The organism is Haloechinothrix alba, assembly GCF_900188115.1.
GTDB lineage: Bacteria > Actinomycetota > Actinomycetes > Mycobacteriales > Pseudonocardiaceae > Haloechinothrix > Haloechinothrix alba.
Genome location: NZ_FZNW01000046.1, coordinates 1 through 7,527 on the forward strand (window position 1 = coordinate 1; position 7,527 = coordinate 7,527).

Consider the following 7,527-nt stretch of genomic DNA (forward strand, 5'->3'; position numbering starts at 1 on the left):
ACTCCGCCCTGGGCTATGCCAGCCCCGAGCAGTGGGAACAGCAGGAACTACTCAAGGCCGCATAACCACGTGTCCGGCCAACAGGGGAAAGGTCAACGCTCGGCCTGTCGAACCAAGACCAGATCCACCGTTAATCAGACAGACCCTTAATCAGACAGACCCGGTCGTTTCAGAATGATCTTGTGAGTTGGCGGTGGCAGATGAGGACGCAGCCGAGCTGGAGGAGTCCGTGGTGGATGTCGGCGCGGCGTTCGTAGCGGGTGCGGAGCCGTTTGTAGTGGTGTAGCCAGGCGAAGGCGTGTTCGACGACCTACCGTATGGTGCCGAGCCCGCAAGCCGTGCGTGGGGGCTGCTGCAGGGATGTGTGACATCGGAGTTCGCTTGCCGATGTGCAGGCGTGGAAGGATGCCACTGTGCCCAAGCCCTATCCCCGTGAGTTCCGTGAGGACGTTGTCCGGGTCGCGCGCAGCCGCGAGTCGGGTGTGACGATCGAGCAGGTTGCCAGCGACTTCGGTGTTCACCCGATGACGTTGCAGAAGTGGCTACGCGCGGCCGATGCCGAGGACGGCGTGAAGCCGGGCGTCACGTCCGACGCCGCAGCTGAGCTGCGGGAGCTCAAGCGGCGTCATCGGCTGTTGGAACAGGAGAACCAGGTGTTGCGGCGGGCGGCGGCGTATCTGTCGCAGGACAATCTGCCGGGAAAAGGCTCTACCCGCTCGTAAGGGAGTTGGCCGCCCCCGATGCCCGGATTCGGGTGCCGGTGGCGGTTGCGTGCCGGGTGTTGAAGCTCCACCGCCAGCATTACTACGCCTGGCTCGCCTGCCCGGTCACCGACGCCGAGTACGCCGAGGCGTATGTGGCGAACGCGCTGTTCGACGCCCACCGCGAGGATCCCGAGTTCGGCTATCGGTTGTTGCACGATGAGGTCACCGCCGTCGGACATGAGGTGTCGGAGCGCACGGTGTGGACGATCTGCTCGGCCAACGAGTGGTGGTGCGTGTTCGGCACGAAGCGCCGCTCCCGCAGGGCCAGGCCCGCCGCGCCGGCGCACGAGGACCTGGTGCGCCGGGAGTTCACCGCCGCCGAGCCGAATCGGCTGTGGCTGACCGACATCTCCGAACATCCCACCGGCGAGGGCAAGATCTACCTCTGTGCGGTCAAGGACGCCTGGTCGAACCGGATCGTGGGCTACTCGATCGCTGAGCGCATGACCTCCCAGCTCGCCCTCGACGCACTGGAATCGGCCGTCGCCCGCCGCGGCGGCAGCGTCGCCAGCTGCACGTTGCACAGCGATCGTGGAGGTCAGTTTCGCAGTCGGAAGCTGCAACAGGCGTTGTGGCGTCACCACATGCGCGGCTCGATGGGTCAGGTCGGCGCGGCCGGTGACAGCGCCGCCATGGAGAGCTTCTTCAGCCTTCTGCAACGCAACGTTCTCAATCGTCGCCGATGGGACAGCCGCGAACAGCTCCGGATCGCGACCGTGACCTGGATCGAACGCACCTACCATCGACGCCGCCGCCAAACCCGCCTTGGTCGTTTGACGCCTATCGAGTACGAAACCATCATGAGCCAGGTCGCCACAACCGCGACCTAAACCACTGTCACAAAACCGTTCAGCAACCCCTGGTGTTTTTCAGTATCTGCGGGTTGGACATACCCAAGCGGCCAACGGCACGCGGCACAGCCATCCGCCCAGCCGCATCAAGGTCGCTACCCAGAGTAGGTCCCGTCGGCTGCGCTAGCACCCGGAAGGCGCGATCACTTCAACCACCGACTGCGCACGTCCGCGCTCGGCGAGTTCCAGGGCGACCCACCCGCCTAGCGAGTTGCCGACCAGATGGGCCCGTTCGATTCCCGCGTCGTCGAGCAGCCGTTCCACCGCGTCAGTGACACCCCGGACGCCGGGGCGTCGATCGGAGGACAGTGGCGCCGCGCCGCGATGGCCAGGCAACGTCGACGCGTAGACCGCGTGGCGCGCCTCCAACAGCGGCACGACTGGGCGCCAGATCCGCCAGGACAGGTTGAGACCGTGCAGTAGGACTAGATTCGACCCGAGGCCCCGCGGTAGGACTCGGTGATCGAGTCCTACCGCGGGGCCTCCTTACGGCCGCAGGACGTTATCGCTACAGTCGAGTTGCAGCCTGAGCCTGTCCGCATTACCCGCTGTCCCTTCGATCGCTTGGCACCTCGGACCTACATGGGCGGTCAGTTCTCGAGCCTGAGCGCCTCGGTCGGGCATCCTTCGACTGCCTGTTGAACCGCGTCCAGCTCGTCTTCGCTCACCGAATCGCGCAGAACGACGAGGGCACCCTCGTCATTGACCTCGAAGTGATCCGGAGCCAGTGACTCGCAGATGCCCAGCCCGGTGCATTTGTTGCGATCGACGACGATCCTCATCTATGTTGCTCCTTTCGTCGTCGGTGTCAGTACTCAGTCATTGCTTCACTCAGCGAGTGAAGGTACACGGCATTGCCCTAACTCCGCGGATGAAGTGGCTCGTGAGGTACGTGGGCGCGCCGACCTCGATGTCCTTGACCCGGAACAGCAGCTCCTTGAACAGGTGCCGCAACTGAGTCTTGGCCAGCATGTTGCCCAGGCAGTAGTGGGGACCCCCGCCTCCGAAGGCCACATGTGGGTTCGGGCTACGCAGAATGTTGAATGCGTGCGGGTCGTCGAAGACGCGCTCGTCGCGGTTGGCGGACGCGAAAACGGTGACGACCCAGTCGCCCCCGTGTAGCTTCTGCCCATTGAGCTCGGTATCGCGGGTCACGGTGCGGCGGAAGGTCTGTACCGGGGTCGCCCAGCGGACGAACTCCTCGATAGCTGTGGTGATCCGGCCGTCGTAGTCCTCCAGTAGCAATTTCCGCTGGTCGGGGAAGTCGCACAACGCCTTCATGGTCAGGCTGGTTGTGTTGCGCGTCGTGTCGTTTCCGGCCACCGACAGCAGAACGAAGAAGGCGCCGATCTCCTCGTCGGTCAGTCGCTCGCCGTCCACCTCCGCCTGCACCAGGTTCGTCATCAGGTCACTGGTCGGCCGGGCGCGCCGTTCCTCAGCGAGCTCCACCCCGATGTTCAGCAGCGTCATCAGAGCATTCATCTGGAATGTGAGTGCGTCCTGCCCGGCTGCGGCATCTTCGTCCAGGTAGGCGACCATTCCGTCAGCCGCGCGGTAGCCCTCCTCGCGCAGCTCCTGTGGCACGCCAAGCATCTCGAAGATGGTCCACATCGGCAGTCGCTTCGACACCTGGGCGACGAAGTCGCAGTCTCCGACGTCCAGGAGATCATCGACTATCCGGCGCGCCTGATTGTTGATCTGGTCGTCGATCTTCTTGACTTGTTTGGGGGTGAACGCGCTACTCACCAGCCGGCGGAGCCGGGTGTGCCGGGGTGGATCCATCCCGAGGAATGAGGAGGCGGCCGCGGCCATGTCCTCCGGCATCTCCTCCATCGTGACGCCCTGCGCGCTAGAGAACGTCTCCCAGTCCTTGCTCACGGAGACGACGTCGGCGTGGCGCACCACGATCCAGATTCCGTCTTTCTCCAGCGGCAAGAGGTTGCCCTCGAGGGGCGGGTGCCAGCTCACCGGACGTTCGTCACGGAGTTCCTTGAACGTCGTCTCGCGTTCCTCGGCTGTGCGGCCCCAGAACTCTAATGTGGCCACAGGCGCAGGATCGAACGAATGAGCCTCGGCGTGCACGGTCATCGGTTACCTGCCTTTCTGGTCATGAGTCGAAGCACGCTCGCAGCGCGTGGCGGTACAGTACGCCGGACGAAGTTCTCGGTAGCTCGTGGGTGAAGTCAATGCTCCGCGGCACCTGGTCTCGGGCAACGCGCTCCTTGAGGAAGTCGATGAGTTCGTGTTCCAGCGCGTCGCCCACCTCAGCTTCGGCGGCAGGCTGAACGATCGCCTTTAGCTGCAGGTCCGCTTGGGCATCGGACACGTCGATCACCTCGATCACCGCGACGTCGACAACCTTGGGATGCAGCGACAATCCGCTCTCCAACTCGTGCGGGTACACTGGTCTGGCCTCCTCGACGATGCCGCGCGATCGGCACGGGGTCAGTCTCCAGCATCGCGCGCGAACGTCCATGACGCGCGGGTAGTTCGACCCGCCGGCATACCCACCTTGCTGGCCGCGGCGGTGTTGCGGCGTGTGCCGAGTGGCGCGCCCGTGGGTATGCATCCCCGTAGATCTCCCCTCGCTGCCGTGTGCCTGAGGCCGCACGATGTGCTCACCTACCCATTGCGATCTATCTCGGGAGTATCGGTATGGACATTCGGGGTCTCCGCTGCATCGTGACCGGGGCAGCCTCAGGGATCGGTGAGGCGGTCGCGCGCCAGCTGGCCGAGTGCGGCGCTGAGGTGATCAGCTTCGATCGCAACAAGCCGACCTTCGAGGCCGCCGAGCACATCGAGATCGACCTCGCCGACCCGAACAGCATCGATGCGGCGCTGGGCGATGTGGACGGCAACGTCGATGTCCTGGCCAACGTCGCGGGGATCCCTGGAACCATGCCGGCCGAGCTCGTATTCAAGGTCAACTTCCTGGGCCTCCGTCACCTGACGGAGGCGATGTTCGACCGAATGAACCCCGGTGGTTCGATCGTCAACGTCTCGTCCACGGCCGGATTGAAGTGGCCTGAGCACCTCGACGCCATCAAGGATCTGCTGACCACGGAGACGTTCGCCGAAGGTCTTGACTGGTTTCGGGCCCATCCGCCGGACGGCAATGCCTACAACTTCTCGAAAGAGGCCACCACGGTCTACACCCTGGGGATGGGCGGTGCCGTACGTGAGTTGGGGGACCTGCGGATCAACGCCGTGCTCCCAGGGCCGGTCGAGACGCCGATCCTGGCTGACTTCGAGGAGTCCATGGGCAAGGAGGTCCTCGACGGAGTGAAGAACTTCCTGGGCCGACACGCCACACCTGCCGATATCGCGCCTGCCGTCGTGTTCCTCGCCTCCCGCGACTCCCAGTGGATCAACGGGTCGACCATCACAGCGGACGGCGGAATCACCGGTGCTATGTATGCGGGAATCGTGCCGGCCCCGGACGACTGACGACCCGGATCCAACAGCCCTACCCCTCAGCGTCTCGGCAGTTGGCCGTAACGAATGGAGACACTAAAATGGCAGGATTCGCCAGCGAGGACGAACTGTACAAGTACGTGGGTGCGATCTTCGAAAAGGCTTTCGAGGACAAAGAGATCGGGCCCAAGCTGGCCGAGACGAATGCCGTGCTGGCCATGTACTGCACCGAGCCGGATTCGACTCTGATCATCGACATGGGCAACCACAAGGTGCACGAGGGCAACACGGGTCCAGCGCCTGATGCCGCCATGCGCATGACCACCGAAACCAGCAACCTATACTGGCAGGGCAAGGTCAATCTTACGTTCGCGATGGCTCGGGGCAAGGTCAAGGTGGAGGGGAATATCGCTAAACTGCTCGCCCTCTCGCCAGCAAGTAGGAAGATGTTCCCCGTCTACGTCGAGATGCTCAAGGCTGATGGTCGGGATGACTTACTCGCCTGATCGCCATCTGGCGAAAGTGCGAATGCCGGTATTCGACGCTGGGTGGTTCTTCATCGAGAAGCCCGATGCGCCGGCTCACTTCGCGCCACTACTCATTCTCAGCCCGCCGCCCGACGCACCGCCCGGCTATGTCGCGGAACTGGTCAGTCAATGGCGGCAGATCCAACCCCCCATTCAACTACGTGCTTCGGCGCGGCCGGCTGGCCTGGGACGTGCTGCCGGATGAGAAGGTCGACCTCGAGTACCACTTGCATCATGTCGCGCTGCCCGCGCCGGGTGGAGAGCGAGAGCTCGGCATGCTGGTGTCGACGCTGCACTCCCGGCCGCTCGACCGCCGGAAACCGCTGTGGGGGTGCTAGGAGTGCACTGAACAAGGCATGAGTTGGGGCGGGAAGAACGCCGGCAAGGCCGTCTGTGCGGCAGTGAGGTCAGACCTGTGGGGTCGACAACGTGGTCGTTCTTCCCGCCGATAGCAGTCTGACTCGCGGTACGGGGGCCGGCAAGGGGCTTTGGCCGGGTTCGCGCGTTGTTGCTGCCCCGGGATCGTGTGGCGTTGCCAGCGCGTGACGGAGTCTCCGGTTTGGGCTCAGTGCAGCAAGAGCAACACCTGTAGCTCACCTATGATGCCGCCGATGAGTATTAGCTTCCATTCGTCCTGTTTGAACGCCGGGCGGAGCAGGTCCTCGTACTCTTGCGTCGTCATCAGCTTCATCTTGCTGATCACCATTGCCCGCATGTCGAGGGCCTCCATGGTGTAGTCCTCGACCTCGCGGCTGGCCTCGGGAAAGCGTTGCAGGATGAATGTGAGCGGCGCCGCGCTTGAGTTCCTGGTAGCGCTTGCCACCAAGAGTGGCCACGACCAGCGGCTTGGCGAGACACATCTCGCTGTCGACGGCCCGCTGCACGGCATTGTCGATCATGTTGAACAGCTTGTCTGACTGGCTGCCGGTGAGCATGGCCTCGACGATGTTGCGCGGGGTGAGGATCTCCGTGGCCAACAGATTGCCATAGTCGGCGGCCACCTCGTCGCGACGCTTGTGGAACAGGCCTTGCCAGCCGAACACGCCCAAGAAACGTCGGGGCTCGACTGGCCGGAAGATCATCCGGAGCGCGAGCCAGTCGGTGAAGTAGCCGACGAAGAAGCCGAATGCGGGCATCAACCAGGACACATGGGTTCCCGCCCAAATGGGTTCCCGCCCACACCAACGCCTGCGCGAAGCCGAGACCGAATCCGAAGCCCAGCCCGGCGCGCACGATGAACGTCATCTCCGGCTGAGCAATGTCCCGGATCAACTTGACCATCAAGGCCTTGTCACGGATCAGCGTGCTGACTACCATCCCGCGAAGGTCGAAGACCTTGTCGATGTCGGTTCGCAGGTCCTTGACCATCTTGCGGACCAGTCGGGGCGTTTGCCGCCGAACTTAGCGTACAACCAGGCCGCGGGTGACCTCCGACATCATCTCCCAGATTGTTGGCTGGTATTTCGCCATGAGCTCGCGGGTGGCTGGTCGGTGGCCTCGATCAGTGGCTTCTCGACGTGGTCGGTGAACTCGTCCGGGTCGATCCGGTCGATAAGCTCCTCCGGGGTTACCAGCTTTGACAGCATCAGGTCGACGGCGATACGGGCCATTCGCGGGGCGTAGCGGGGTACCATGCCCTGCCAGCCGAGGTACGGTTTGATTCCGCGGAACTCGAGCGGCCGGAACATCATCTCGACCGCGACCAGTTTGGTGCAGTAGCCGATCAGGGCGGCGATCAGGGGCATCGACGCGTAGATCAGCCAGTTCTCGCCGACGTCCGTGACGAGCTGGCCGAAGTAGTCGCCCAACGTCACGCTCCGGGTCGGCTTAGCTGGCCGATTTCGGCGTTCAGGTATCGATGTAGGCGATTTGCCCCTAGTACTACAGTCGCGCTTATTTTGATCTTGTCGGCGTGTCTGCGCTGGTAGCGGGGTTGCTGGTTTGATCATGGGTGGATGGGCGATGATGTCT

Annotated in this window: 10 protein-coding genes and 1 pseudogene; 4 read left to right on the forward strand and 7 right to left on the reverse strand. The window is 63.5% G+C overall.

Going from position 1 to position 7,527, the window contains the following annotated elements; genetic code table 11:
* Window positions 1-169: 169 nt before the first annotated feature.
* Window positions 170-310: pseudogene (locus CHB84_RS21695) on the reverse strand (IS5/IS1182 family transposase); the annotation flags it as partial.
* A 103-nt stretch (window positions 311-413) separates the two neighbouring features.
* On the opposite strand from CHB84_RS21695, the gene CHB84_RS21700 reads away from it, so the two are divergent.
* Window positions 414-1,594 (forward strand): IS3 family transposase gene (locus CHB84_RS21700; protein ID WP_089303508.1). Its coding sequence is split into 2 segments (ribosomal slippage): window positions 414-698 and window positions 701-1,594, totalling 1,179 coding nucleotides; the frame shifts between segments, so codons are not numbered across the junction.
* 144 nt (window positions 1,595-1,738) lie between these two features.
* Here CHB84_RS21700 and CHB84_RS21705 read toward each other — a convergent pair.
* The 4 genes from CHB84_RS21705 to CHB84_RS23100 form a co-directional block, all read right to left on the reverse strand.
* A complete protein-coding gene (locus CHB84_RS21705) occupies window positions 1,739-2,035 on the reverse strand; it encodes an alpha/beta fold hydrolase (RefSeq protein WP_089303509.1) in 297 nt (98 codons plus the stop codon).
* A gap of 170 nt (window positions 2,036-2,205) precedes the next feature.
* A complete protein-coding gene (locus tag CHB84_RS21710) occupies window positions 2,206-2,397 on the reverse strand; it encodes a ferredoxin (protein ID WP_089303510.1) in 192 nt (63 codons plus the stop codon).
* A 49-nt stretch (window positions 2,398-2,446) separates the two neighbouring features.
* A complete protein-coding gene (locus CHB84_RS21715; RefSeq protein ID WP_245818899.1) occupies window positions 2,447-3,661 on the reverse strand; it encodes a cytochrome P450 in 1,215 nt (404 codons plus the stop codon).
* 61 nt (window positions 3,662-3,722) lie between these two features.
* Window positions 3,723-4,019 carry an AMP-binding enzyme gene (locus tag CHB84_RS23100; protein ID WP_176440087.1) on the reverse strand — a complete coding sequence of 99 codons (297 nt, stop codon included), beginning with the start codon at window positions 4,017-4,019 and terminating at the stop codon, window positions 3,723-3,725.
* A gap of 251 nt (window positions 4,020-4,270) precedes the next feature.
* Here CHB84_RS23100 and CHB84_RS21725 point away from each other — a divergent pair, with 251 nt between their 5' ends.
* The 3 genes from CHB84_RS21725 to CHB84_RS23305 all read left to right on the forward strand — a co-directional run bounded on the left by CHB84_RS21725 (window position 4,271) and on the right by CHB84_RS23305 (window position 5,894).
* Complete coding sequence (locus CHB84_RS21725) at window positions 4,271-5,062, forward strand: coniferyl-alcohol dehydrogenase (RefSeq protein WP_089303513.1); 792 nt, start codon at window positions 4,271-4,273, stop codon at window positions 5,060-5,062.
* Between the two features lie 68 nt (window positions 5,063-5,130).
* Window positions 5,131-5,535, forward strand: coding sequence for an SCP2 sterol-binding domain-containing protein (locus CHB84_RS21730; protein ID WP_089303514.1), 405 nt, complete (start codon window positions 5,131-5,133; stop codon window positions 5,533-5,535).
* Window positions 5,536-5,717: 182 nt separating this feature from the next.
* Complete coding sequence (locus tag CHB84_RS23305) at window positions 5,718-5,894, forward strand: wax ester/triacylglycerol synthase domain-containing protein (RefSeq protein WP_217898692.1); 177 nt, start codon at window positions 5,718-5,720, stop codon at window positions 5,892-5,894.
* 255 nt (window positions 5,895-6,149) lie between these two features.
* Here CHB84_RS23305 and CHB84_RS23685 read toward each other — a convergent pair whose 3' ends face one another.
* Both CHB84_RS23685 and CHB84_RS23690 read right to left on the reverse strand, forming a co-directional pair.
* Window positions 6,150-6,704: a DUF445 domain-containing protein gene (locus CHB84_RS23685; protein WP_245818901.1), complete on the reverse strand. Its 555-nt coding sequence runs from the start codon at window positions 6,702-6,704 to the stop codon at window positions 6,150-6,152.
* Between the two features lie 288 nt (window positions 6,705-6,992).
* The gene (locus CHB84_RS23690; protein ID WP_245818903.1) at window positions 6,993-7,364 is read right to left on the reverse strand and encodes a DUF445 domain-containing protein; all 372 of its coding nucleotides are present in this window, start codon (window positions 7,362-7,364) and stop codon (window positions 6,993-6,995) included.
* Between the last annotated feature and the right edge of the window lie 163 nt (window positions 7,365-7,527).